The 24,675-nt window shown below is 67.6% G+C and carries 20 protein-coding genes; 11 read left to right on the forward strand and 9 right to left on the reverse strand.

Annotated features, from left to right (window positions below):
• Positions 1-5: 5 nt before the first annotated feature.
• The 6 genes from ACEI37_RS09065 (at position 6) to ACEI37_RS09090 (ending at position 8,504) form a co-directional block, all read left to right on the forward strand.
• On the forward strand, positions 6-989 hold the full coding sequence (locus ACEI37_RS09065) for a Bug family tripartite tricarboxylate transporter substrate binding protein (RefSeq protein ID WP_373376404.1): 984 nt from the start codon (positions 6-8) through the stop codon (positions 987-989).
• A 21-nt stretch (positions 990-1,010) separates the two neighbouring features.
• The gene (locus ACEI37_RS09070) at positions 1,011-1,790 is read left to right on the forward strand and encodes an enoyl-CoA hydratase/isomerase family protein (RefSeq protein WP_373376405.1); all 780 of its coding nucleotides are present in this window, start codon (positions 1,011-1,013) and stop codon (positions 1,788-1,790) included.
• A gap of 134 nt (positions 1,791-1,924) precedes the next feature.
• On the forward strand, positions 1,925-3,112 hold the full coding sequence (locus tag ACEI37_RS09075; protein WP_373376406.1) for an acyl-CoA dehydrogenase family protein: 1,188 nt from the start codon (positions 1,925-1,927) through the stop codon (positions 3,110-3,112).
• Between the two features lie 477 nt (positions 3,113-3,589).
• Entirely contained in the window at positions 3,590-5,512 is a 1,923-nt protein-coding gene (locus ACEI37_RS09080; protein WP_012355394.1) for a PrkA family serine protein kinase, read from the forward strand.
• Between the two features lie 37 nt (positions 5,513-5,549).
• The gene (locus tag ACEI37_RS09085) at positions 5,550-6,812 is read left to right on the forward strand and encodes a YeaH/YhbH family protein (RefSeq protein WP_115681563.1); all 1,263 of its coding nucleotides are present in this window, start codon (positions 5,550-5,552) and stop codon (positions 6,810-6,812) included.
• A gap of 138 nt (positions 6,813-6,950) precedes the next feature.
• Positions 6,951-8,504 (forward strand): SpoVR family protein, encoded by a 1,554-nt coding sequence (locus ACEI37_RS09090; RefSeq protein WP_373376407.1) that lies wholly within the window; start codon positions 6,951-6,953, stop codon positions 8,502-8,504.
• A 30-nt stretch (positions 8,505-8,534) separates the two neighbouring features.
• On the opposite strand, the gene ACEI37_RS09095 is transcribed toward ACEI37_RS09090, so the two are convergent.
• From ACEI37_RS09095 to ACEI37_RS09110, 4 genes are read right to left on the reverse strand one after another with little or no spacing between them, the layout of a single operon-like run.
• Positions 8,535-9,533: an acyl-CoA dehydrogenase family protein gene (locus ACEI37_RS09095; RefSeq protein WP_373376408.1), complete on the reverse strand. Its 999-nt coding sequence runs from the start codon at positions 9,531-9,533 to the stop codon at positions 8,535-8,537.
• Positions 9,534-9,571: 38 nt separating this feature from the next.
• The gene (locus tag ACEI37_RS09100; protein ID WP_373376409.1) at positions 9,572-10,732 is read right to left on the reverse strand and encodes an acyl-CoA dehydrogenase family protein; all 1,161 of its coding nucleotides are present in this window, start codon (positions 10,730-10,732) and stop codon (positions 9,572-9,574) included.
• A gap of 54 nt (positions 10,733-10,786) precedes the next feature.
• A complete protein-coding gene (locus tag ACEI37_RS09105) occupies positions 10,787-11,248 on the reverse strand; it encodes a MaoC family dehydratase N-terminal domain-containing protein (protein WP_116339219.1) in 462 nt (153 codons plus the stop codon).
• A complete protein-coding gene (locus ACEI37_RS09110) occupies positions 11,245-12,468 on the reverse strand; it encodes a CaiB/BaiF CoA transferase family protein (protein ID WP_373376410.1) in 1,224 nt (407 codons plus the stop codon). The genes ACEI37_RS09105 and ACEI37_RS09110 overlap by 4 nt, the downstream gene beginning before the upstream one ends.
• Before the next feature lie 105 nt (positions 12,469-12,573).
• Between ACEI37_RS09110 and ACEI37_RS09115 the strand changes: the two genes are divergently transcribed.
• Positions 12,574-13,476: a LysR family transcriptional regulator gene (locus ACEI37_RS09115; protein ID WP_373376411.1), complete on the forward strand. Its 903-nt coding sequence runs from the start codon at positions 12,574-12,576 to the stop codon at positions 13,474-13,476.
• A 20-nt stretch (positions 13,477-13,496) separates the two neighbouring features.
• Here ACEI37_RS09115 and ACEI37_RS09120 read toward each other — a convergent pair whose 3' ends face one another.
• Both ACEI37_RS09120 and ACEI37_RS09125 read right to left on the reverse strand, forming a co-directional pair.
• Complete coding sequence (locus ACEI37_RS09120) at positions 13,497-14,663, reverse strand: helix-turn-helix transcriptional regulator (RefSeq protein WP_373376412.1); 1,167 nt, start codon at positions 14,661-14,663, stop codon at positions 13,497-13,499.
• Positions 14,664-14,945: 282 nt separating this feature from the next.
• A complete protein-coding gene (locus ACEI37_RS09125) occupies positions 14,946-17,261 on the reverse strand; it encodes a mechanosensitive ion channel domain-containing protein (protein ID WP_373376413.1) in 2,316 nt (771 codons plus the stop codon).
• A 270-nt stretch (positions 17,262-17,531) separates the two neighbouring features.
• Here ACEI37_RS09125 and ACEI37_RS09130 point away from each other — a divergent pair, with 270 nt between their 5' ends.
• Positions 17,532-18,314, forward strand: a complete 783-nt coding sequence (locus tag ACEI37_RS09130) for an SDR family NAD(P)-dependent oxidoreductase (protein WP_025586544.1) — start codon at positions 17,532-17,534, stop codon at positions 18,312-18,314.
• 79 nt (positions 18,315-18,393) lie between these two features.
• Positions 18,394-19,977 (forward strand): fatty acid--CoA ligase, encoded by a 1,584-nt coding sequence (locus ACEI37_RS09135; RefSeq protein WP_373376414.1) that lies wholly within the window; start codon positions 18,394-18,396, stop codon positions 19,975-19,977.
• Positions 19,978-20,088: 111 nt separating this feature from the next.
• On the opposite strand, the gene ACEI37_RS09140 is transcribed toward ACEI37_RS09135, so the two are convergent.
• The 3 genes from ACEI37_RS09140 to ACEI37_RS09150 all read right to left on the reverse strand — a co-directional run bounded on the left by ACEI37_RS09140 (position 20,089) and on the right by ACEI37_RS09150 (position 22,915).
• Entirely contained in the window at positions 20,089-20,580 is a 492-nt protein-coding gene (locus ACEI37_RS09140) for a DUF421 domain-containing protein (RefSeq protein WP_373376415.1), read from the reverse strand.
• 135 nt (positions 20,581-20,715) lie between these two features.
• Positions 20,716-21,714, reverse strand: a complete 999-nt coding sequence (locus ACEI37_RS09145; RefSeq protein WP_373376416.1) for a Bug family tripartite tricarboxylate transporter substrate binding protein — start codon at positions 21,712-21,714, stop codon at positions 20,716-20,718.
• Between the two features lie 97 nt (positions 21,715-21,811).
• On the reverse strand, positions 21,812-22,915 hold the full coding sequence (locus ACEI37_RS09150; RefSeq protein WP_373376417.1) for a porin: 1,104 nt from the start codon (positions 22,913-22,915) through the stop codon (positions 21,812-21,814).
• 323 nt (positions 22,916-23,238) lie between these two features.
• Between ACEI37_RS09150 and ACEI37_RS09155 the strand changes: the two genes are divergently transcribed.
• Both ACEI37_RS09155 and ACEI37_RS09160 read left to right on the forward strand, forming a co-directional pair.
• The gene (locus tag ACEI37_RS09155; protein ID WP_373376418.1) at positions 23,239-24,117 is read left to right on the forward strand and encodes an alpha/beta fold hydrolase; all 879 of its coding nucleotides are present in this window, start codon (positions 23,239-23,241) and stop codon (positions 24,115-24,117) included.
• Between the two features lie 249 nt (positions 24,118-24,366).
• The gene (locus ACEI37_RS09160) at positions 24,367-24,672 is read left to right on the forward strand and encodes a recombinase-like helix-turn-helix domain-containing protein (protein ID WP_373376419.1); all 306 of its coding nucleotides are present in this window, start codon (positions 24,367-24,369) and stop codon (positions 24,670-24,672) included.
• Positions 24,673-24,675 lie beyond the last annotated feature (3 nt).

The following is a 24,675-nucleotide window of genomic DNA, read 5'->3' on the forward strand; positions in this document are numbered from 1 at the left end:
ACACCATGCAGCAGAGCAGACGCAACTGGCTGGCGCAGGCCGGCACCCTGGCCGGCGCGGCCATCCTTGGCAACGCGGGCCAGGCCTTCGCCCAGCAACCGTACCCTGCCAAGCCGATCCGGCTGATCGTGCCATACCCGGCCGGGGGCGGCACCGATACCGTAGGGCGGCTGATTGGCCAGCGCCTGGCCGAAAGCCTGGGCCAGCCGGTGGTGGTCGAAAACAAGCCCGGCGCCAGCGGCATGCTGGGCAATGACACCGTCGCCAAGGCGCCCGCCGACGGCTACACCCTGCTGCTGGCGATCACCGCGCTGATCCAGTCGCCCGCGCTGTACAAGCGCACCCCGTACGACGTCGCCAAAGACTTCACCCCGGTGTCGCTGATCGCCAAGTCGTCCGACCTGTTCGTGGTGCCCAACCGGGTGCCGGCCAGCACCATGCGCGAGTTCCTGGCGCTGGCCAAGGCCGGCAAGCTCAGTTATGGCTCGTACGGCAACGGCACCTCGTCGCACTTGCATGGCGAACTGCTGCGGCAGCAGGCCGGCATCGAGATCACACATATCCCGTACAAGGGCGCGGCGCCGCTGATGAGCGACCTGCTGGGCGGCCAGGTGGACAGCGCCTTCGTCGACGTGACCTCGGCCAACCCCTATCTCACCAGCGGCAAGTTCAAGATCCTGGGCATCACCGGGACCCAGCGCTACAAGGCGCTGCCCAATGTGCCGACCTTCTCCGAACTGGGCCTGGCGGGGTTCGAGCCCAATGGCTGGTTCGGGCTGTTTCTGCCGGGCAACGCGCCCAAAGACGTGACCGCAAAGCTGGCGGCCGAGACCGCGCGCATCGTGCGGCTGCCGGAAGTGACGGCAAAGCTCGCCGGCATGGGTTTGCAGCCGGTCGGCTCGACGCCGCAGGAACTGGCTGCCGTGGTCGCCGGGGACACGCCCAAGTGGGCCAGGATCGTGCGCGACGCCAACATCCAGCTCGACTGACAACATCGCGGAGCCCAAGCCATGGAAACCATCCGTTTTGCCCTGGAGGACGGCGTCGCCACGCTGACGCTGGACGCGCCGGCGCGCAAGAACGCGCTGTCGCTGCAGATGCGCGAGGAGATCGGCGAAGTGATTCGCCGGATACGGGACGACGGCAGCGTGCGCGCCCTGATCCTGACCGCGGCCGGCACCGATTTCTCGTCGGGCGGTGACATCAGCTCGATGCAGGTCGAGATCAGCGCCGAGCAGGGCCGCAGGCGCCTGCGCAAACTCCACGGCTGGCTGGAAGACCTGATCCAGCTCGACGTGCCGGTCATCGCCGCGGTTGACGGCGCCGCCTATGGCGCAGGGTTCAGCCTCGCGCTGACGGCGGACATCATCCTGGCCACGCCGCGCGCGCGCTTCGGGCTGCCGTTCCTGCGCATGGGGCTGGTGCCGGACTGTGGCGTGTTCTACACGCTGCCGCGCATGATCGGCCTGCAGCGGGCCAAGGCGCTGATGTTCTCGATGCGAGAGCTCGATGCCCAGGCCGCGCAAGACCTTGGCATCGTCATGGAAATCGTGCCGGCCGACGGCCTGCAGGCGCGCGCCCGGGCGCTCGCGCAGGCATTCACCGAGGCCTCGCCGGTGGCGGTCAGCCTGACCAAGCAGGCGCTCAATGCGTCGCTGGGCCAGGACCTGGGCACCATGCTGGCGATGGAGGCGGACGCGCAGGGCATCGCCTTCTCCACCGGCTACCGCCGCGAGGCCGCCGACCGCTTCATGGCCAAGCAGCCGCTGCGCTACCGCTGGCCGGACTGAAAGGACAGGGCGAGGCTTGCTGCCCCGCAGCATCGCCACCCTGTTCTTCGCCCCTATTTATATAGGCAGGTTTCCGGCATCATCCGACGCCTGCCGCTTCATTGTTCACGTTTACCCTGATACCGGTACGACTTATGGGATCCCAAGACCAGAACGCGGCGCCCGCCGCACGCCACACCCCCTGGATGAACGAAGAGCTGGAAATGTTCCAGGACACGGTGCGCCGCTTCGTCGAGCGCGAACTCGCCCCCAACGAGGCGCGCTGGGCCGAACAAGGCTACATTGACCGCGACATGTGGCGCCGCGCCGGCCAGATCGGGCTGCTGTGCGCCAGCATCCCCGAGGAATACGGCGGCGGCGGCGGCACCTTCGCCCACGAGGCCATCATTACCCAGGAGATGTCGCGCGCGGTCTGCACCAGCCTGGGCAACAACGTGCACAGCGGCATCGTGGCGCATTACCTGCTGCGCTACGGCACCGAAGCGCAGAAGAAAAAATGGCTGCCGCAGATGGCCAGCGGCGAACTGGTGGCCGCCATCGCCATGTCGGAACCCGGCGCCGGTTCCGACCTCAAAGCGATACGCACCCGCGCGCTGCGGGAACAGACCCCGGACGGAGACTGCTATCGCATCAACGGCGCCAAGACTTTCATCACCAACGGGTACCACGCCGACCTGATCTGCGTGGTGGCCAAGACCGATCCGGAAGCCGGCTCGCGCGGCGTGTCGCTGGTCATGGTGGAAACCCGCGACCTGCCGGGCTTCCGCCGCGGCCGCATTCTGGAAAAGATCGGGCAGAAGGGCCAGGACACCGCGGAGCTGTTCTTCGACGACGTGCTGGTGCCGTGCGATAACCTGCTCGGCACGCAGGAGGGGCAGGGCTTTTACCAGCTGATGCAGCAGCTGCCGCAGGAGCGCATGATCATTGCGCTGGGCGCGGTCGCCACCATGCAGCGCGCGATCGAGCTGACCACGGATTACGTGCGCCAGCGCAAGGTGTTCGGCCAGCCGCTCGGCGAGCTGCAGAACACGCGCTTCAAGCTGGCCGAGTGCAAGACCGTGGCCACCATCGCCGCGACCTTCGTCGATGACTGCATGCAGCGCCTGATGGACGGCCAGCTCGACGCGGCGACCGCGGCGATGGCCAAATGGTGGTGCACCCAACAGAACTGCCAGGTCATCGACGAGTGCCTGCAGTTGCACGGCGGCTATGGCTACATGCTGGAATACCCGATCGCGCGCATGTACGCGAACGCACGCGTCAGCAAGATCTTCGGTGGCTCCAACGAGATCATGAAGGAGCTGGTCGCACGCACGCTCTGAGCACGTCAGCGCGGGCGCTGCGCTATCAGCACTGTCTGTGTGCTAGTGCGCGCAAGTAGTGCGAGACGTCGCAAAACGCCTGACCACATGCGCAAAAATGAGAGCCGGCACCATTGCCGGCTTTCGTGCTTATGGTTACAAAACCGGATGTGCACGGATCCCGGGAAAGGTGTAAGGTGTGTCACAAGCATGGTCAATGGCCCGTCGCGCGCGGGGGCGAAGCCGAGTAAAAATCAGCCGAAGGCTGACAGAAGAATCCGGCCGCAAATGCAGCGGAAAGGCAGTACGAAACAACCGTTGCGTCGATGCCGGATTCGTCAACTCGACCTCCACCATCGCCGTTATTTGACTATGATGAAGTAAAGACTTCGCAACATGACAGGTCGCCAGGCCGGGGTGGTGTACCGCGAACGTTGCGCGAAGCCTTGGGGGTAGCACTACCTACGCCTCGGACGTGAACTCTGACGGGAGTGAGGTATGGACATTTTTGGCCATTACGCTACGCGGTTCGAAGCTCGCAAGGAAGAGGAATACAGCATCCAGGAATACCTGGAGATCTGCAAGAAGGATCCGACTGCCTACGCGACCGCTGCCGAACGCATGCTCGCCGCGATCGGTCAGCCTGAGCTGGTGGATACCCACCACGATCCCAGGCTGTCCCGCCTGTTCTTCAACAAGGTCATTCGCATCTATCCGGCCTTCCGCGACTTCTACGGCATGGAGGACACGATCGAGCAGATCGTCTCGTTCTTCAAGCACGCCGCGCAGGGCCTGGAAGAGCGCAAGCAGATCCTGTATCTGCTCGGGCCTCCCGGCGGCGGCAAGTCCTCGCTCGCGGAGAAGCTCAAGGCGCTGATGGAACAGATCCCCATCTACGCGCTGAAGGGTTCGCCCATCCATGAGTCGCCGCTGGGCCTGTTCTCGCCGGAAGAAGACGGCAAGATCCTGGAAGAGGACTACGGCATCCCGCTGCGCTATCTCAATACCATTGCCTCGCCATGGGCAGTGAAGCGCCTGCACGAGTTCAACGGCGACATCACCAAGTTCAAGGTGGTGAAGCTGCGCCCGTCGGTGCTGTCGCAGATCGCGATCTCGAAGACCGAGCCGGGCGACGAGAACAACCAGGATATCTCGTCGCTGGTAGGCAAGGTCGACATCCGCAAGCTTGAGGACTTCCCGCAGGATGACCCGGACGCGTACTCGTATTCCGGCGGCCTGTGCCTGGCCAACCGCGGCCTGCTCGAGTTCGTCGAAATGTTCAAGGCGCCGATCAAGGTGCTGCACCCGCTGCTGACCGCGACCCAGGAAGGCAACTACAAGGGCACGGAAGGCTTCGGCGCGATCCCGTTCGACGGCGTCATCCTGGCGCACTCGAACGAGGCCGAGTGGCAGACCTTCAAGGCGGACAAGAACAACGAGGCCTTCCTCGACCGGATCTATATCGTCAAGGTGCCGTACTGCCTGCGCGTGTCCGACGAGGTCAAGATCTACGACAAGCTGTTGCGCAGCAGTTCGCTGTCGGCCGCCCCGTGCGCGCCCAACACGCTGAAGATGATGGCGCAGTTCGCGGTGCTCACGCGCATCAAGGAGCCCGAGAATTCCAACATCTTCTCGAAGATGCGCGTCTACGACGGCGAGAGCCTGAAGGACGTGGACCCGAAGGCGAAGTCGTACCAGGAATACCGCGACTACGCCGGCATCGACGAGGGCATGAACGGGCTGTCGACGCGCTTCGCGTTCAAGGTCCTGTCCAAGGTCTTCAACTTCGACAACACCGAAGTGGCGGCCAACCCGGTGCACCTGCTGTACGTGCTCGAGCAGCAGATCGAGCGCGAGCAGTTCCCGCCGGAGCAGGAAGCCAAGCTGCTGTCGTATATCAAGGAGTACCTGACCACGCCGTTCGTGGAGTTCATCGGCAAGGAGATCCAGACCGCCTACCTGGAGTCGTATTCGGAGTACGGGCAGAACATCTTCGACCGCTATGTGGTGTTCGCCGACCTGTGGATCCAGGACCAGGAATACCGCGATCCCAACACCGGCGAAATCCTCGACCGCAACGCGCTGAACGACGAGCTGGAAAAAGTGGAAAAGCCCGCGGGGATCTCGAACCCGAAGGACTTCCGCAACGAGATCGTCAACTTCGTGCTGCGGGCGCGGGCCAACAACGGTGGCAAGAACCCGGTCTGGACCAGCTATGAAAAGCTGCGGATGGTGATCGAGAAGCGCATGTTCTCCACCACGGAGGACCTGCTGCCGGTGATCTCGTTCAATGCCAAGTCTTCGCGCGAAGACCAGGACAAGCACGAGAACTTCGTCAACCGCATGGTCGAGAAGGGGTACACGCCCAAGCAAGTGAGACTGTTGGTGGAGTGGTATCTGCGCGTAAGAAAGTCATCGTAACGGCGCCGCGGAACAGGTCTCTCAACGAGGGCAACATATGGCTACGGTCATCGATCGGCGCGAAAACGGCGGCAACAAGAGTGCCGTCAACCAGCAACGCTTCATCAAGCGCTACCGCGAGCAGATCCGGCAAGCGGTGGCAAAGGCGGTGTCCGGCCGGAAGATCATGGACATCGAGCAGAGCGGGCAGGTGTCCATTCCGGTCAAGGACATCAGCGAACCGATCTTCCACCACGGCCCGGGCGGGCGGCGCGAGTGGATTCACCCTGGCAACAAGAAGTTCGTCAAGGGTGATTCCTTCGACCGCCAGCAGCAGGGCGGCGGCGGGACCGGTTCGCGGGCCAGCGACAGCGGCGAGGGCGAGGATGATTTCGTCTTCACGCTGTCGCGCGAGGACTTCCTCAATTTCTTCTTCGAGGACATGGCGCTGCCGGACCTGGCCAAGCGCCACCTCGCCAAGATTGCCGAGGTGCGCAAGGTGCGCGCCGGCTATTCCATCGACGGCACCCCGTCCAACCTGTCGATCCTGCGCACCATGCGCAGTTCGCTGGGGCGGCGCATCGCCTTGTCCAGTCCTTACCAGAAGCGCCTGCGCCAGCTGGAGCTGGCCTATGCCGAGGCGCTGGAGCAGGACGGACCGTATGCCGAAGGCACGCTCGAGCTGATGGAGAAGATGCGGCACCTGCGCGCCTGCATCGACCGCGTCCCCTTTATCGAGAAGCTCGACCTGCGCTACAACAACCGCGTGCTGAAGAAGCGCCCGCAGGCCCAGGCGGTGATGTTCTGCCTGATGGACGTGTCCGGCTCGATGGACGAGAGCCGCAAGGACCTGGCCAAGCGCTTCTTCATGCTGCTGTACCTGTTCCTGAAGCGCAACTACGAGCGCATCGACGTGGTATTCATCCGCCATCACACCGTGGCGAAGGAAGTCGAAGAGGAAGATTTCTTCCACTCGCGCGAGTCCGGCGGCACCGTCGTGTCGAGCGCGCTCAAGCTGATGGTGGAGGTCATCCACGACCGCTATCCGCCCAGCCAGTGGAACATCTATTGCGCGCAGGCCTCGGACGGGGATAACTGGGCCGGCGATTCCGAGCTGTGCGGGCGGCTGCTGCGCGAGTCGATCCTGCCGCTGGTGCAGTATTACGCCTATGTGGAGGTAGCCTCGGAAGAGCCGCAGAACCTCTGGGAAGAGTATCTGACGGTGAAGAGCCAGTTCGATCACTTTGCGATGCAGCGCATCATCGGCGCGGACGAGATCTACCCGGTGCTGCACGACCTGTTCCAGAAACGCGCGGCATAATCAGTGCTGGCCGGCCATTGGCGGCAAGGGCCGGAAAGCCGCGGTGAAGAAGGCAAAATTGGCAAGACAGGGGATCCGGCGGCGCGCCCATGCCGCAAGCACCGGCCTGCCTGTCTTGCGCGGACGAAAGGGGCGAAGATGGCTTATCTGTCCACGGGTTCGGAATGGACCTTCGAGCTGATCAACCGGTATGACCGCGAGATTTCTCGCATCGCCGGCGAATTCGGCCTGGATACCTATCCCAATCAGATCGAGATCATCACCGCGGAGCAGATGCTCGACGCCTACGCGTCGGCGGGGCTGCCGGTGGGCTACAGCCACTGGTCCTACGGCAAGCACTTCCTGGCGTCGGAGCGCAGCTACCAGCGCGGGCACATGGGGCTGGCCTACGAGATCGTCATCAACTCCAATCCCTGCATCGCCTACCTGATGGAGGAGAACACCATGCCGATGCAGGCGCTCACGATCGCGCATGCCTGCTACGGCCACAATTCCTTCTTCAAGGGCAACTACCTGTTCCGCACCTGGACCAACGCGGATGCCATCGTCGATTACCTGCTGTTCGCCAAGAACTATGTGGCCGAGTGCGAGCAGCGCTACGGCGAGCAGGAGGTCGAGCTGCTGCTGGATTCGTGCCACGCGCTGCAGAACTACGGCGTGGACCGCTACAAGCGGCCCAAGAAGCTGTCGATCACCGAGGAAAAGGCGCGCCAGGCCGACCGCGAGAACTACCTGCAGATGCAGGTCAACGACCTGTGGCGCACGCTGCCCAAGCACCGGCCGCACGCGCTGGCGTCGGACGACGACACGCCCGAGCCGGATGTGCCGTTCCCGCCCGAGCCGCAGGAGAACCTGCTGTATTTCATCGAGAAGAACGCGCCCAAGCTGGCGCCATGGCAGCGCGAGATCGTTCGCATCGTGCGCAAGATCGCGCAGTACTTCTATCCGCAGCGCCAGACCAAGGTGATGAACGAAGGCTGGGCCACGTTCTGGCACTACACCATCATCAACCAGCTGTACGAGGAAAAGCTGGTCAACGACGCCTTCATGATGGAGCTGCTGCAGGCGCACACCAACGTCATCTACCAGCCGCCGTATCACAGCCCCTACTACAGCGGCATGAACCCCTACACGGTGGGCTTCCTGATGTTCCAGGACCTGCGCCGCATGTGCGAGAACCCGACCGACGAAGACTACCGCTGGGCGCCCGAGATCGCCGGCACGGACTGGCGCAAGACGCTGGACTTCGCCATGCGCAACTTCAAGGACGAGAGCTTCCTGCTGCAGTTCCTGTCGCCGCGCGTGATCCGCGAGCTGAAGCTGTTCTCGGTACTGGACGATGACCGCGAGGGCAAGCTGCGCGTCACCGCCATCCATGACGACGAGGGCTACCGCTCGATCCGCCAGCTGATGGCGGCGCAGTATGACCTGTCCAGCATGGAGCCCAATATCCAGGTCACCAACGTCGATGTCGGCGGCGACCGCTCGCTGACGCTGCGCCACCTGCAGAACGACCGGCGTCCGCTGGCGCACAACTTCGACGAGGTGGTGCGGCACGTGACCCGGCTGTGGGGCTTTACCGTGCGGCTGGAGGTGGCCTATGAAGACGGCCGCACCGAGCTCAAGTACGAATGCAAGCCTGAGCGCCGCCACCGCCGCCCGCACGGCAGCGGGCTGAGCCTGGCCGCCTGACCGGCAGGCGGCACCGCTGGCCCCGCCGCTTCAGGCGGCGGGCGCCGGCTCGCACCAGTCGCGCACCAGTTCCACCGCGTTGCGGACGTCGCTGGCACAGACCGCTTCGCCCAGCACGCGGCTCCACCACCGTTCCGACCCGTCCGCCACGCGCCACGCATGCAGCCGGCGCGTATAGAGCTGCAGGTCGTATTCCTCGGTAATACCGATCGCGCCGTGCACGGCATGGGCGATCGCGGCCACCGGCGTGACCGCGTCGCTGGCGCGCAGCTTGCCGATTGCCGCGCGCAGCGGGTCGGGCGTGGCGCCGTCGCTGTCGCAGGCCAGCTGCGCCGCCATGCGAGCCGCGGCGACATGCTCTGCCATCTCGCTGACCTGGTGCTGGATCGCCTGGAACTTGCCGATGGCGCGGCCGAACTGCTGGCGGTCGTTGGCGTATTGCAGCGTCACGTCAAGCACATGCGACAGCGCGCCGGCCAGTTGCGCCGCGTGCAGGCAGGCGCCCAGCGTGCGCACGGTGCCGGCCGGCAGCTGGAATGCCGCAGGCACGGCGGCTTCGGGGCGCGGCACGCGCAGCGTCAGGTCGCCGTGCGCACCGGTGGCCTCGGCACGTGCCGCCGCGGCGGGCAGCAGCAGGCAGCGCTCGCCGTCCTGCAGCAGGAACCACCGCGCATGGCGGGCGTCCGCCACCAGCGTGGCGGCGGCGCCGTCGTCGAGGCTTGCGAGCGCGATCGGTCCGTCGACCAGCGCGACGCCGCTGGCATGCAGCAGCGCGCGCGCAAAGAGGGTCTGCGCCAGCGGCAGCGGCAGCGCGTGGCGGCCGGTGACGAACAGCACCGGCGCCAGCTCGCGCAGCGGCAGCGCGGCGCCGCCGGCGGATTCGGGCAACAGGCAGTCGGCGAAGCCGCTGTCTTGCAGCGCTTGCCACAGCGGCTGCGGGTCGGCCTGTTGTTCCAGGGCGCGCACCGTGGCGGGCGTGCAGCAGTCGCGCAGCAGCGCGTCGAGGGCATCGGAGTAGGCGTTATGCATGGGCAATTTCGTTCAGGATGGCGGTCGACGGGAGCGGATCAGCGCAGGCCCAGTCCGCGCGCGATCATGCCGCGCAGGATTTCGCGGGTGCCGCCGCGCAGCGAGTACGACGGCGCGATCTGCGTGACATAGGCGAGCGTGCGGTACAGTGCGCCGTCGGCTGCCAGCGCGGGCTCATCGCCGAGCGCGGCTTCGACCAGGGCCGGGATCGATTGTTCGAAGGTGGTGCCCAGGTCCTTCACCAGCGCGGCTTCCACCACCGGGCTTTCGCCGCCGGCCAGCCGCGCCGTGACCGCCAGCGACATCGCGCGCAGCACCGCCAGGTGGCCGGCGAGGCGGCCCGCGGTGACGGTGTCGCGGCGTGCGGGCGGCAGCTGGCGCACGGCGTCGAGCCAGGTGTCGAGCAGCACCACGCTGGAATACAGCCGTTCCGGACCGCTGCGCTCGAACGCCAGCTCTGCGTTGACCTGTTCCCAGCCGCTGCCTTCGTTGCCGACCAGCGCATCCGCGGCCAGCGCCACGTCGTCGAAGGTCACTTCCGAGAAGTGTGCATCGCCGGCCAGGTCGCGGATCGGCCGCACCGTGACGCCCGGCGCCTGCAGGTCGACGATGAACTGCGACAGCCCGGCCTGCCGGTCCTGCGGCGTGCCCGAGGTGCGCACCAGCGCGATCATGAAGTGGCAGCGGTCAGCGTTGGTGGTCCAGATCTTGCGCCCGTTCAGGCGCCAGCTGCCATCCGGCTGGCGCACCGCGCGCGTCGCCACGCTGGCGAGGTCCGAGCCCGAATTGGGCTCGCTCATGCCGATGCAGAAAAAGGCCTCGCCGCGGCTGATCGCGGGCAGGTAGCGCGCCTTCTGCGCGTCGTTGCCGTAGCGCAGGATCAGCGGGCCGCTCTGGCGGTCGGCAATCCAGTGCGCCGACACCGGCGCGCCGCACGCCAGCAGCTCTTCCACGAGCACGAAGCGCGAAAACGGATCCAGCCCGGCGCCGCCGTACTGCGCCGGCAGCGTGATGCCGACCCAGCCGCGCGCGGCCAGCGCCCGGCTGAAGCCGGCATCGAAGCCCATCCACGAGCGCGCCCGCGTTTCGGGCGGCAGCGCCGGCAGGTGCTGGTCGAGGAAGGCCCGCACCTCGGCGCGGAATGCCGCGGCGTGGGGCGGCAGGGTGGTGAGGCTGAAGGTGGAGAGCAATGCTGTCACGTTTGAGTCCTGTCGCTGGATATGGCAGAGGCGTGCTTGAGATTCCGCGCAGCGTCACCGTCCCGCCAGCAGCCGGCGCGCGGTATAGGTCATCACCTGTTCCCCGCGCTGGTTGAACACCTCGATGCGCGAGTCCACCACGGCGCGGCCGCTGCGCGAGGTGGGGCGGATGCCGGTCACGGTCACGGTGGCGTGAATGGTGTCGCCGACCAGCACCGGGCCGTGGATCTGCTGCGTCAGTTCCAGCATTGCCAGCCCGGTGCCCTGGATCATGGTCTGCAGGATGAAGCCCTCGATCAGCGCATAGGTCAGCGCGGCCGGCACCGGCCGGCCCTGGATCGCGCCGCCGTCGTAGCCGGCTTCGATAAAGATGGCCTCGACCATGCCGGTGACCGAGATGAAGTTGACCAGGTCGGTCTCGGTGACAGTGCGGGCGAAGGTGCGGAAGGCCTGGCCCTCGTGCAGGTCTTGCCAGTAGAAGCCCTGGCCCAGGCGGGGCAGTTCGGCATGCGTCATGGTGTCTCCGTGGCGGTGGCGCAATGCGCGGCGCCGCTCTGTTGCAGTTGTGCGATCTGTTCGGCGTCGAGACCGGCGTCGGCCAGCACCGCGCGGGTGTGCTCGCCCAGCCGCGGCGGCAGCGCCAGCGGCGCGCGCTGGCCGTCGAAACGCACCGGCGCACCGGGAAAACGCAGCTTGCCCATGGCCGGATCGTCGGCGGTCTCGAAAAAGCCGGTCGCGGCCAGGTGCGGATCGTGGGGCAGGTCGTCGAGCGTGTTGATGCGCGCCACCGGGATCTGCAGCCGTTCGCACAGCGCCACCCAGTGCGCGGTGCCGTGCGCCTGCACGATCTCGCCGGTCAGTTCGTACAGGGTCTCGATATGCTCGGTGCGGGCGGCGATGTCGGCAAAGCGCGCATCGGCAGCCAGCTCGGGGCGTCCGGCGGCGTGGAAGAAGTCGCGCCAGTGCGCATCGGTGTACGGCATCATGCAGACATGGCCGTCGGCGCTGCGGTAGGGACGGCGCAATGGCGCCAGCACGCGCGGATAGCCGCTCGGGCCGCGTGGCGGCTCGAAGTGGCGGCCGTAGAAGTGCTCGACCAGGTTGAACGCCACCATCGACTCGAACATCGGCACTTCCACCAGCGTGCCATGGCCGGCGCCGCCATCGGCCTGGCGCCGCGCGCGGCCGGCCAGCGCCGCGCATACCGACAGCGCTGCCACCAGCCCGCTGGTCTTGTCTGCGGCAATGGTGGGGAAGTAGCGGCTGTCGCCGGTCTGCGCCGCCATCAGTGCGGCATTGCCCGACAGGCCCTGGATGATGTCGTCGTAGGCCGGCCGGCCGCCGTAGGGTCCGTCCTCTGCAAAGCCCAGCAGGCTGACGAAGACCAGGTCCGGATGGCGCGCTCGCACCGCGTCGGGGTCCAGGCCGAGCGCCGCCAGCTTCTGCGGGCGCATGCTGTGCATCAGCACGTCGGCGCCGGCCAGCACGCGCTCCAGCGCGGCCTGCGCGGCGGGCTGCTTCAGGTCCAGCACCACGCTGCGCTTGCTGCGGTTGACTCCCAGGAAGATCGCCGCCATGCCGGGTTCGGCGGCGGGCCCGGTGCGGCGTGTGGAATCGCCTTCGGGCGGCTCGACCTTGATCACCTCGGCGCCGAGGTCGGCCAGCCACTGGCTGGCATACGGCCCCATCACCACCGTGGACAGGCCGACCACGCGGATGCCTGCAAGCGGCAGCATAGTGTCTCCGGTCTTTTGTACTGTGGACCACAGGGTAGATCACGGGGCAACGGCTGGTCTAATATTAGTTTTTTAGCAATCGATATTCCCTGAATATTGGCAACCATGGACCTGCGCCAACTGCAGCAGTTTGTCGCCCTGGCCGAGACCGGCAACTTCCACCGCGCCGCCGAGCGGTTGCACATGGCGCAGCCGCCCCTTTCGATCTCGATCCGCAAGCTCGAGGAGCAGCTCGGCACGGCGCTGTTCGTGCGCACCTCGCGCGGGGTGCGGCTGACGCAGGCGGGCGAGGCCGCGCTGCATGACGCGCGCCGGGCGCTGTTCCACGCGCAGCAGGCGCGCGCCGCGGCGATCGCGGCGGGGCAGGGCGAGCGCGGCGCGTTGCGCATCGGCTTTATCGGCTCGGCCACCTATGCGCTGCTGCCCAAGCTGATCCCTGCGTTCCGCGCCGCGCATCCCGGCATCGAGCTGATCCTGCATGAATCGACCACCGCCGCAATCCTCGACCGGCTCGAGAAGCACCAGATCGATGCCGGGCTGGTGCGCTTCCCGATCCTGAGCAGCGGCGGCTATGCGCTGACGCCGCTGGAGAACGATGTCTTCGTCGCCGCGGTGCCGGCCGACAGCGCGCTGGCGCGCGCGGACGCGATCGCGCTGCGCGCCCTGGCCGAGCAGCCCTTCATCATGTATCCGGCGGCCCAGGTGCCCAACCTGCATGCGGTGGCGATGATGCTGTGCCAGCAGGCGGGCTTCGTGCCGCGCGTCGCGCAGGAGGCGGTGCAGGTGCAGACCCAGGTGAGCCTGGTGGAAAGCGGATTGGGCGTGGCACTGGTGCCGAGCGTGGCGGCGCGCTACGCCAATCAGCGCGTGCGCTTCCTGCCGTTGTCGAGCCCGCGGCCGGCCGGCCGCATCGGCATTGCTCTGGCGGCGCGGCCCGATGACGGTGACCGCCAGGTGCAGCGCTTCCTGGCGGCGGCGCAGGCCGCGGTGCAGGCGGCGGACAAATAGCCGAAGCAGGCTGCGCCGCGTCAGGCGGCGCGCGGGCGCGGCGCGCGCGGCCGCACCGCGGAGGTCATGCCGGCCCGCTCCAGGTTGACGCCCGGCAGCAGGTGCAGCAGCCGCACCAGTTCGGACTGGCGGTGCGTGCCGGTCTTGCGCAGCGTGTCGCGGATATGCACGCGCACGGTATGGGGCGAGAGGAACTCGCGTTCGGCGATTTCGTTCAGGGTTTCGCCGGCGGCGAGCCGGATGGCGATGATGCTTTCCTTGCGCGACAGCCCGAACAGCGAAGTCAGCACGCCGGCATCCAGCACCGAGCGTGATTCGGAGTTGCCCAGCAGCAGCATTGCCGCGGGCAACTGCCACGGGCCCTCCACCGGCTGGCGCGACACCAGCGGCGTGACGATGATCGGCACCGGCTGCCCGCCCGAGGTGATATGCATCCACGAGCCCGACGCGGCGTCGGCGCCGCGGCCGCGCATGGCGCCGTCTAGCAGCTTGCGCAGCACCGCCTGCAGCGTGTCGCTGTGGGCGCGCAGCACGCCGTCCTGCAGCGACAGGTGGCTGTCGGCCTGCACCAGCGCTTCGGCCCAGCTGTTGGCGTAGCGCACGCGCAGGTCGGCCTGCAGCACCATCACGCCGAAGTCCAGGGTATCCAGCCCGGCCAGGCCCAGGCTGGCCAGCCCGCTCAGTTCGAAGTTGCGCTGCTGCATGCGCGCGGCGCGCACCCAGTGCGGCATCACATGTGACAGGCGCCGTTCGCGCTGGCCCGTGCTGATGCTGCCGGCGTTGGTGCCGCTCATCAGCACGCAGACTTCGGCGTTCTCGACCAGCCGGATGCCTTGCTCGAGTTCGCTGCAGGCCAGCGCCGCGACATCGGTGGCGGTCGCGGCGCCGCCGTAGTACAGCGCGGCCGCGTCGAGCGGGGCCGGGCCGGCACCGTGGCAGGCGCCGTCGGGCGTTCCCGGCAGGCGGTCGGGCAGGCTGGCACCGCCGGTGAAGCAGCCGTGCGGGGTCACGCCGAGGCGGGCGTGGCCGGCCAGCTTGTCCCAGATCAGGTAGCGCGGGCTGACGGTGCAGGTGTACCGTGAAAAGAGGTCGAGGGCGGCGGGCATGGCCGCGACGTCCAGCGCGGACTCATAGATGGAGTCGACCAGACGATGGAAGTCCTCGTCCGTTGTCGGGTGTTCGCCCATGTTCAAATCCCCCCGGTGGCAAACGCCTCTTGCTCTGCGCCACGGCAAAGTGGCCACATCCCTTCGTGTTATCGGTTCCGTTCTGGCGTTCTGTAGTGGCGCCGATACGGCTGCTGCCGGCAGCGCGCCTGGTCGGTCGCGCTTGCCGTGCCGCAATCATGCCAAACAATGTTGTATGTTTTATACCCCGTGTTGGGGGGGGAAACCCCGATTGTGGGCGCAAGATTCCTGATAAGGCTCATTGCGCGACGCTTTTTTTGACTCTGGCGGGCGCGATCGTGGTCACTGGGGCGCCGCCTTGGTCGCCAGTTCGCCCGCGGGCAGTTCCACCGCGCCGCTATCGACCTGGATGGGCAGGTTCGGCGAGGCCATGCGGATGCCGTTGGCGTCGAAGTTGCGCTTGAGCCGCGCATTGAAGGCCCGCGTGATTTCCGCCTGCATCAGCGGCCGGGTCTTGATCTGCGCCATCACCACCGGGCCGCTCGGATCGAAGCGGTCCAGGCCCAGGATCTCGAGCCCGGACATCAGCTTGCGGCTGTAGCGGTGGTCGCGCGCCAGCTCGGCGCCGGTGGTGCGGATCAGCTCCAGTGCCCGGTCCAGGTCGCTCTGGTAGCTGATGCCGATGCTGAGCACGGCGTAGCCGTAGCCGCGCGACAGGTTCTTGACCGCCTTGATCTGGCTGTACGGCAGCGTGTGCAGCGCGCCGCGGCCGTCGCGCAGCTTGACGGTGCGGATGGTCATGGCCTCGACCACGCCGGCGTGGTCGGGCAGCTCGATCGAGTCGCCGATGGCGATGGAATCCTCGACCACGATGAACAGGCCGGTGATCAGGTCCTGCACCAGGCTTTGCGCGCCGAAGCCGATCGCCAGGCCGACCACGCCGGCGCCCGCCAGCAGCGGCGTCACGTTGACGCCCAGGTTGGCCAGCACCGCGATCACGGTCAGCACCAGCAGGCCGATGAAAGAGGCATTGCGCACCAGCGGCAGGATGGTCCGGGCCCGCAGGCTGGGCTGCGCGGCGCGCGCATGCGCGGGCGACAGGGACTGCATGATCGCGGTGTCGATCAGCAGCCAGACCAGCCAGGCCAGCAGCACGGTGCTGGTGACGCGGAACGCGGTCTCGGTCAGGTGGCGCCCGACGGCCGACGACTCGGCCAGCCGCACCAGCGACGAGCCCCACACGCGCATGACCATTTCAACGAACACCGCCCACACCAGCACGCGCACCAGCGCCAGCGCAAAGCGCCCGAAGCGCTGCAGGTAGGCCGAGCGGCGGCGGTCGCGGATGCGCGGCGCGCGCGCGCCGGCCTTGGGCGAGCGCCCCAGCACCATGGTCAGCAGCAGCGCGGCGACGAACAGCACTACCGACGCCACGGTGCGGCGCAGGAACACATCGGCATGGCCGGTGGCCAGCACCGTGCCAATCACCGATGCCACCACCACCGCCAGCACCGGCAGGTGCCAGGCGTGGCCGGCCAGGCGCAGCAGGTCGGTCACCGCGGGATGGGCCTGGCGGAAGCCCAGCGGCCGCTGGCTGATCAACTGGCCGACCTGGCGCCGGAAGCCCAGCGCGAACACGCCGATCCCCAGCGCTGCGGCGATATTGGCCAGGGTCGAGACCAGCGCGCACAGGTTGCCGCCCAGCACCGCGGCCACGCGGCCGTCGGCGGCGCCGTTGCCCAGCGCTGCCAGCGCGCCGGTGCAGAACAGCAGCCACGGAGAACGCGTCAGCAGTTGCCGCACCGCCAGTTGCCGGTGCGCACTGCGGAACAGCGCGAAGATGACCTGGCACACCGCCGCCGCGACCGCGCCGGCGACGATGGCGTAGGCCAGCAGCACGGCGGCGACGCTCGCCGGCGATTGCGCGAACAGCTGGCGGGCCAGCAGCAGCGTCAACCCGAACGCCACTACCCACGGCCCGATATGGCGCAGCATGTAGATGCCGACGTCGAGCCACGACGGCAGTTCGGGCAGCTTGCCGCGCGGCGCGTGCGCGGCGCCGGCCGTGCGCCGCCGCAGCCGCAGCCGATGGCCGGCCTCGCGCAGCAGGCAGCCGCATACACCCCAAGCCGCCAGCACCAGCGCGAATTCGCGCAACGCGTCCAGTGCCGGGCGCGTGCCGCCCTGCGTCAGTGCGGCGCGCCATTCCTCGGCCGCGAAGCGCGTGCGCCAGCCCCAGTACTGCCACGGGCCGCGATCTTCGCGCAGGTGCAAGTCGACTTCGTCCAGCACCTGCGCTACGGCGCCGATCAGCCCGGGTGCCGAGGCCGCGGCCGGCGGCGCCGTGGCCGCCGACGCCGCCAGGCCCTGCCGCAGGGTTTGCAGCTGGCTTACCAGCGCGCGCCGCTCGCCGTCGTCCTGCAGCGTGGTGATCACCTGGTCCAGCGACTGCGCCAGCGGCATGCTGGCGGCAGCGGTGCTGGCGGGCGCCGCGGGTTTTTCCGCCGGCGCCAGCAGCGCGGCGAGTGGGCCGGCGGGGGCGGCGCGCAACGGCATGGCGCACAGCAGCGCAAGCAGGCTGGCCAGCAAGGCCAGTGCCGTGGCCAGGGCGGCTGGCCGGCGGCGTCGGGCGAAAGCGTGAGAGTCGGGTTTGCGCATGGCGGGTGATCGTTTGCCGGCTGGCGCCGGCGCCGGAATGGCCATCGATCGCGCCACTGTAACGCATCGGTCGCGTGGTGTGCCGGGCGGCCTTCTGGTGCACGCATCGGGCGCATTCGTCGCATTCGTCGCTTCAGACGATGCATCGGCGGCCCCGATCCCCGAATCTCGAACCCACACCGGTACAGGCGCTTCTCGCCTGCCGGCTTCAACCAGAACGCGGCCGCGCAGCGCCGGCCGCATGGCAACAAGAGACAAAGGAAAGACGGCATGGAACTCAATGCATCGGTATCGGCAGTGGTAACGGGTGGCGCTTCGGGGCTGGGTGCGGCGACGGCGCGGGCGCTGGCGGCACAGGGCGTGCGCGTGGCCCTGTTCGACCTGAACGCCGAGAAGGGCGAAGCGCTGGCGCGTGAACTCGGCGGCGTGTTCTGCCAGGTCAACGTGACCTCCGAGGCCGAGGTCGAGGCCGGCTTTGCCAAGGCGCGCGCCGCCATCGGCCAGGAACGCATCCTGGTCAACTGCGCCGGCACCGGCAACGCCATCAAGACCGCCTCGCGCTCCAAGGAGGCGCCGGACCAGATCAAGCATTTCCCGTCCGACGCCTTCGAACGCATCATCCAGATCAACCTGATCGGCACCTTCCGCTGCATCGCGCGTTCGGCTGCCGGCATGCTGACGCTGGACACCGCCGGCGGCGAGCGCGGCGTGATCATCAACACCGCCTCGGTTGCGGCGCAGGACGGACAGATGGGGCAGGCGGCGTACTCGGCGTCGAAGGCCGGCGTGGTTGGCATGACGCTGCCGATCGCGCGCGACCTGGCGGGCGAAGGCATCCGCGTCAACACCATCCTGCCCGGCATCTTCAATACGCCGTTGCTGCAGGGCGCGGCCGAGAACGTCAAGGCCGCACTGGCCGCGTCGGTGCCGTTCCCCAAGCGCCTGGGGCAGCCCGAAGAGTTTGCCTCGCTGGCGGTCGAGATGTGCCGCAACGGCTATTTCAACGGCGAGTCGGTGCGACTGGATGGCGCCATCCGCATGGCGCCGCGCTGAACTCACGAGCGGCATGTCGCCCTGTGCGGATCCGCGTCACGCGAGTCCGCGCATGGCATGAAATCTTTGGGAGACGCGGATGGATTTCAGCTATCTGACGACGCTGCCTCACGCGGTGCGCCATTTCGCGCGACTGCGGCCGGAGGCGGTGGCGTATTCGTTCGAAGGCCGGCAGACCACCTACGCCGGATTCGAGCGCAACACCGACCGCGTGGCGCAGGCCTTGCTGGCCGAAGGCGTGCGCGCGGGTGACCGCATCGGCTATATCGGCAAGAACAGCGACCACTATTTCGAACTGCTGCTGGGCGCGGGCAAGACCGGCGCGGTGATGGCGCCGGCCAGCTGGCGCCTGGCGCCGCCCGAGGTGGAGTTCATCCTCTCGCATTGCGATGCCGTGGTGCTGTTTGTCGGCGCCGAGTCGGCGGCGATGGTGCGCAACCTGCTGCCGGCGCTGCCGCTGGTGCGCAAGGTGGTGGTGATGGAGCCGTGCGACGGGCAGGGCGACTGGCCTTGCTACACCGAGTGGCGCGACGCGCATCCGGCTACGCCGCCGGCGCATGAGCCGGCCGCGCACGACGTGGTGCTGCAGCTGTACACGTCGGGCACCACCGGCCGGCCCAAGGGCGCGATGCTGACGCACCGCAACCTGACCATCGGCACCGAGGTCAGCGAGCGCGAGCACCTGGCCTGGTCGCATTGGGTCGCCGACGATATTTCGCTGGTGGCGATGCCGGTGGCGCATATCGGCGGCTCCGGCTGGGGCCTGCGCAATCTGCTGTCGGGCGCAAAGGGCGTGGTCGCGCGCGAGTTCGATCCGCGCGCGGTGCTCGACTTCATCGAGAAGGAACGCGTCAGCAAGCTGTTCCTGGTGCCGGCCGCGATGCAGATCGTGCTGCGCGACCCGCGCGCGCGCCAGGTCGACTATTCGCGCCTGAAGTACCTGTTGTACGGCGCCGCGCCGATTCCCGCGGCGCTGCTGCGCGAAGGCATCGAAGTGTTCGGCTGCGGCTTCGTGCAGCAGTACGGCATGACCGAAACCACCGGCACCATCGTCGCGCTGCCGCCCGAGGACCACACCACCGACGAGGTGCCGCGCATGCGCGCCGCGGGCAAGGCGCTGCCGGGGGTGGAGCTGAAGGTGGTCGATTACGAAGGGCGCCAGCTGGCGCCGGGCGAGGTCGGCGAAGTGGTGGTGCGCTCGCAGCACAACATGGCCGGCTACTGGAAGCAGCCCGAAGAGACCGCGCGCACCATCGATGCCGACGGCTGGCTGCGCACCGGCGACGCCGGCTACATGGATGCCGAGGGCTACCTGTACATCCACGACCGCGTCAAGGACATGATCATCAGCGGCGGCGAGAACGTCTATCCGGCCGAGGTCGAAAGCGCCATCTACGGCCATCCGCAGGTGGCCGACGTGGCCGTGATCGGCGTGCCGGACGAGAAATGGGGTGAGGCGGTCAAGGCCATCGTCGTGCTCAAGCCGGGGCAGGCGGCGGACCGCGATGCCATCCTCGCCTGGACGCGCCAGCGCGTGGCCGGTTTCAAGGTGCCGAAGAGCATCGAGTTCGTCGACGCGCTGCCGCGCAACCCGTCGGGCAAGCTGCTGCGGCGCAAGCTGCGCGAACCGTTCTGGGAGGGGATGAACCGGCAGGTGAACTGAGCTGTCCAGCTAAGGTATCAAACACTACTGTCATTCCCGCGCAGGCGGGAATCCAGCGTCTTTCAAAGTCACTGGGTTCCCGCCTGCGCGGGAACGACGGTGGCCCGATTCCTACTCCTTCTTGATCACGCTGACCTTGCCGTCCGCTTCCAGGTAAAGCGCCTTGACGCCTTCGATCGATTCGACACCTTCCTGCCGGAACTTGGCCTCGAGTTCGTCGTCGGTGATGTTCTCGCGCCGCATGTTCTCGTGCAGCTTGACCCCGTCACGCACCAGCAGCACCTTCTTGGCTTCGGCGAAGCGCTGGAAGGCCGGGTACTTGTAGGACAGGAAGTCGATCAGCCGATTCCATACGATCAACGTGAGCACCAGCAGCACGGCGTCGGCCACGCCTTCGCCCTGGCCGGCCATGCCGTTCTGCGCCGCGTCGGCGACGATCACCACCAGCAGCAGGTCGGCAATGCCCATCGAGCCGATATCGCGCCGCACCACGAAGCGGAACAGCAGGAACAGCGACCAGTACATCACCGTGCCGCGCACGATGATCTCAAGCGGCGAGATGGTGAAGAAGAGCGCTTCGCGCCAGTCGAACGATAAGTCCATGCTGGCGGCGCTGCAACTTTCTTGCCAGCACATTGACAGTGGCCAGCGCCCGCACGGTGGCGCCGGCGCCGCTATACCGCAGGTATCGAATGGTAATTCTTACAGGCACGGCCTGGCCGTGCCTGCAGGGCGCGCTCAGTCGGCCTGGATGCCGAACTCCTTCACGACCTTGGTATAGCGGGACGTATCGCTGGCGATCAGCCTGGAGAGTACGGCCGGCTCGCCGCCGGAAGGGGTGACCGCGATGGTGGCCATGCGCGCCACCACGTCGGGCATCTTCAGGATCTCGTTGACGTGCGCGTTGAGCGTGCGCACCACCTCGGCCGGCATGTTCTTCGGCCCCAGCAGCGCCTGCCAGGCGCCGATCTCGACATCCTTGTAGCCCAGCTCGGCCAGCGTCGGCACGTTGGGCGCGAACGGCGAACGCTTCGGGTCGGCCACCGCGAGCGGCACCAGGCTGCCATTGCCGACGTACTGCGAGATCGCGCCGTAGGTGATGTAAGTGACCGGCACCTGCCCGCCGATCACGTCGACGATGGCGGGCGCCAGGCCGCGGTACGGCACCTGGCTGATCTTGATGCCGGCCGACTTGTTGAACAGCTCGCCCATGATGTGCATCGGCGAGCCGTTGCCGGGGGTGGCATAGGTCTCGACCTTGCCGGCCTTGGCGCGCGCCACCAGGTCGCTGACCTTGGTGATGCCGGTGCCCTTGTTGACCACCACGAACAGCGACTGCGTGCCGATCTGGCTGATCGGCGTGAAGTCCTGCTGCACGTCGTAGCTGGCGCCTGTGCCGGCGCGCAGCACCAGCGGCGCGATCGCGACGGTGTTGGGCGCGAGCAGCAGCGTGTGGCCGTCCGGGTTGGCGCGCGCCACGTAGGCGCTGCCGATGGTGCCGGCGGCGCCGGTGCGGTTTTCCACCACCACGGATTGCTTCAGGCGCGGGGCGAGCTTCTCGGCCAGCATGCGCGCCAGCACGTCTACGTCGCCGCCGGCGGGGTAGGCGACGACGATGGTGACGGTCTTGCTCGGGTACGAACCCTGGGCCAGCGCGCTGCCGGCGCCCAGCAGGGCGGCGGGAGCGAGCGTGGCGGCGGCCAGCGTGGCCAGGAGGTGGCGTCGTGCGGACTTCATGATCTTCAGACCTCGGTAAAACCGGGCACCGGCCCGGGGGCGGTGCCGCGTTGCGTGGAACCGGCGCGCGTCGGCGGCTCGGATGGATAGTGCGGACTTAGAAGATGTGCTTGATGCCGAGCATCGAGCCCCACTGGTTCTCGCCCGCGCGCGGGGCGGAACCGGGCGAGCCGCCGCTGACCGACATCGCCAGCTGGCCGCCGTTGTTGATAAAGCCCGCGGTGGCATAGACCGAGGTGCGCTTGCTGAAACTGTAGGTCGCGCGCAGCGCGTACAGCAGGGCCTGGTTGTCGCTGCCGTGGTAGTTCAGGAAGTACACCTGCCCGGCCAGGTTGACCGCCGGCGTGATGTCGTGCGAGATGCCGGCGTAGTACAGGTCGCTGACCGGCGTCGGGCTGCCCTCGTTGTCGCGGCGGATCCAGCCGGCGCCGAGCTTGGTGTTCTTCAGCAGCATGTAGCCGCCCAGCGACAGGCGGTCGTCGGTCAGGTTGCTGTTGGTGAGGCCGCCGAAGGCGCCGGGGCCGCCGCGCTGCGAGTCGTACGCGGCGATCACGCCCCAGCTCTTGTTGTCGTAGCCGACCATGGCCGACCATTCGCGGCATGCCTTCTTGTCGGCCGGGTTTTCGCCGGCGCAGTTGGTGCCGGCGGGGCTGGGGCCGGCGTTGACCGCGTCGCGCCCGAAGCTGTAGGTGGCACCGACCACGAAGCCCTTGAAATTGGCCTTGTACGCGACCGCGTTGTCGGCGCGCGTATTGGGCAGGTAACTGTCGAGCGAGCCCGAGCCGTAGACGTTGGGCCCGAGGATATCGCTATCGAGGATGGCCCAGAACAGCATGGTGTACTGGCGGCCGAACGACAGCTGCCCGTACGGGTTGCTCAGGCCGACCAGCGCCTGGCGCCCGAACAGCCGGCCGCCCTGGTTGGCGCTGCCGGTGTCGGGCGAGAAGCCCGATTCCAGCACGAACAGGCCCTTGAGCCCGCCGCCGAGGTCTTCCGTGCCGCGGATGCCCCAGCGCGACGGCACCGTGGCGGTGTTGTTGGGCATGCGCACAAGGCCGTCGCCGTTAGCGCCGACATTGCTCACGTACTCGACGCCGCTGTCGATCACGCCGTACAGCGTGACCGACGACTGCGACGATTGCGCCGAGGCCAGCAGGGGGAAAGCCGCAAGCAGCGCCGCGGCGGTTCGTGCAAGTTTCATCTACCAGTTTCCTTCCGTTTTCCGTCTTGTGGTGTTTTGGTCTTGTGCTCCGGTACCCCTGCGGATGGCGGCACTGGATGTCGTCTCGGTCTCTTTTGTGTTTTATATATGAAACGTCAAACAACATAAGAAACGTTGAGCAAAATATAGCCGCGACTTTCCGGAAGATGTGAGGAGGGTTATCCCTAAAGCCGGGGACCTTGATGACCGGCGCTGGCGTGGCGACGCCGTTTACAGGCTTGCCTATCGTTAACCCTGATCCCGCCGGCATCGCGACAGCGCCTATCCTTCAATGGTTTTATTTACCAACTAAAGTTTTATATATGGAACAAAATCAGCCGCAGATGCCCCCCGATCCGGACCGCGGCTTGCTGGAGGCACTCGACAGCGGCTTTGCCCAGCGCGTGGCGCATGTGGATGGCGAGCGTGTCGCCTACCGCTGCGGCGGCGGCTCTGGGCCGGTGGTGGTGCTGCTGCACGGCATCAGTTCCGGAGCGGCGTCGTGGCTGCCGTGCGCCAGCCTGCTTGCCGCGCATGCGCGCGTGATCGCCTGGGACGCGCCCGGCTACGGCGATTCTTCGCCGCTGGCGCAGGCACGGCCGCTGGCCTCGGACTACGCGCGGCGGCTCGAGGGCCTGCTGCAGACGCTTGGCGTGCAGCCGGCGCTGGTGGTCGGGCACTCGCTGGGCGCGCTGATGGCGGCCGCCTATGCCGCCACCGCGCGCCAGTTGCCGGCGCGCCTGCTGCTGCTGAGTGTGGCGCAAGGCTACGGCGCGGCCGGCAAGGAGGCGCAGGCCAGCGCGGTGGCAAGCCAGCGCCTGGAGGCGCTGGCGTCGCTGGGCGTCGACGGGCTGGCCGAGCGCGGCCCGGCGCGGCTGCTCGGCGAAGCGGCCGATGCAGGCGCGCAGGCCTGGGTGCGCTGGAACATGCGGCGGCTGAACCCGGACGGCTACCGGCAGGCCGTGGCGATGCTGTGCGGCGACGACATCGACGCCTACCTGGCGCGCCGCCCGCAACGACTGCCGACGCAGATCGCCTGCGGTGGCCGCGACGTCGTCACCACGCCGCCCGCCTGCGCGGCGCTGGCCGAGCGCTTCGGCCTGCCGTTCTCGCTGATCCCGGATGCGGGACATGCCTGCTATATCGACCAGGCCGCCGCCACGGCGCGGCTGATCCGTTCGGCGCTGCCGGCCGGCCACTGAATCCCGCGGCGGCCTCCTGCCGCCGCGGTCTCCGCATCGGCGGCGCCTCGCTTGCGCCGCAGCGCCGGGCAATCAGCCCGGGTCGCGGGTTAACCCCAGTCAATTTTTGCGCCGTCGTTGTCTATAGTCGTACCTGTGTTCAATATCTAAACCAGTGTTTCATTAGTAAAACGTAGCGTGGCAGCCGGAAAAGGCCCGCCGCACACGCGGAACACGGTCCCCCTGCTGCAAGACATGGAGCCAAGCGCAATGGAAAGCCTCTCGTACAACCCGAACCTGGTGCCGTGGGAGCGTCCGGCGCCGAATAACGTGGCGGGCAAGGGCCATATCGAGCAACCCGGCAAGGTCGCCAACATCGTCTGGCAGACCCGCGCCGCCGCACCGAGCGCGTACGAGAACGCGCTGGGCGATGCGCTCGAGGCCGCCTTCGAAGGCGGGGCGCAAAACCCGCAGGACATCGTGCGCGCGTTCAACGCCGCCGGCTTCCTCACCGCCGACAGCCAGCCCTGGACCGAAGAGCGCTTCCTGTCGGAAATGCGCCGCCTGGGCGCCTGAACG

It is taken from the genome of Cupriavidus nantongensis (genome assembly GCF_041726985.1).
Classification (GTDB): domain Bacteria; phylum Pseudomonadota; class Gammaproteobacteria; order Burkholderiales; family Burkholderiaceae; genus Cupriavidus; species Cupriavidus nantongensis_A.